Below are 1212 nucleotides of genomic sequence, written 5' to 3' on the forward strand. Positions count from 1 at the left end.
GCGGACGTGACGGTGCGTCCCGGCGACACGCTGCTCATGGAGGCCAAGAGCGGTTTCGTGCTCGAACGGCTGACGCGCGCGGAGGTCTCCGACCTCGGGCTCGAGGAGGTGCCCGACATCGACTACTCCGACATCGGGGGCCTCGCCGGGCAGATCGAGACGATCCGCGACTCCGTCGAGTTGCCGTTCCTGCACGCCGATCTGTACGCCGAGCACCACCTGCGCCCACCGAAGGGCGTGCTGCTCTATGGCCCGCCTGGGTGCGGAAAGACGTTGGTGGCCAAGGCGGTTGCCGCGTCGCTCGCGAAGCAGGTCGCGGCGAAGCAGGGCAACTCGGACGCGACGAGCTACTTCCTCAACATCAAGGGCCCGGAGCTGCTCAACAAGTACGTCGGCGAGACGGAGCGTCACATCCGCGTGCTGTTCCAGCGCGCGCGTGAGGTCGCGAGTTCGGGCACGCCCGTCGTCGTGTTCTTCGACGAGATGGAGTCACTGTTCCGCATCCGTGGCGCCGGCGTCAGCTCGGACGTCGAGACGACGATCGTGCCGCAGCTGCTCGCCGAGATCGACGGCGTCGAGAGCCTCGAGAACGTCATCGTCATCGGCGCGAGCAACCGCGAGGACATGATCGACCCGGCCGTCCTGCGCCCGGGGCGCCTCGACGTCAAGATCCGCATCGAACGCCCCGACGAGGTCGCCGGGCGCGACATCTTCGGCAAGTATCTGACGCCGGCCCTGCCGTTCCACGCCGACGAGATCGCCGCGCACGACGGCGATCCGTCGAAGGTTGCGGCGTCGCTCATCGACATCGCTGCGGGGGAGTTGTATGCCCGCGACGACGCGCACGCCTACCTCGAGGCGACGTACGCGGACGGTTCGCGCGAGGTGCTGTACTTCGCCGACTTCGCGAGCGGCGCGATGATCCAGAACATCGTCGACCGCGCGAAGAAGGCCGCGATCAAGGCCCTCATCACCTCCGGCGAGCGCGGTATTCGCGCGGAGCACGTGCGTCAGGCGTGCCGTGACGAGTTCCGCGAGAACGAGGATCTGCCCGGCACGAGCAACCCCGACGACTGGGCCCGCGTGTCCGGCCGCCGCGGTGAGCGCATCGTCAACATCCGCACGCTCGCGGACAAGAACTGACTCACGCGTCGCCACGGGTCAGTCCCGCAGCACCTCGACGAGCCGCGCGACGCCGCGTTCCAGTTCGGC

Annotated in this window: 1 protein-coding gene; it reads left to right on the forward strand. The window is 68.4% G+C overall.

The annotated features are described in order from the left end of the window. Positions 1-1143 (forward strand): proteasome ATPase (gene arc, locus B2284_RS01990; RefSeq protein WP_286697113.1); only part of this gene is annotated, 1143 nt, incomplete at its 5' end. Positions 1144-1212: the final 69 nt, after the last annotated feature.

It is taken from the genome of Dermacoccus sp. UBA1591 (genome assembly GCF_002322065.1).
Lineage (GTDB): Bacteria > Actinomycetota > Actinomycetes > Actinomycetales > Dermatophilaceae > Dermacoccus > Dermacoccus nishinomiyaensis.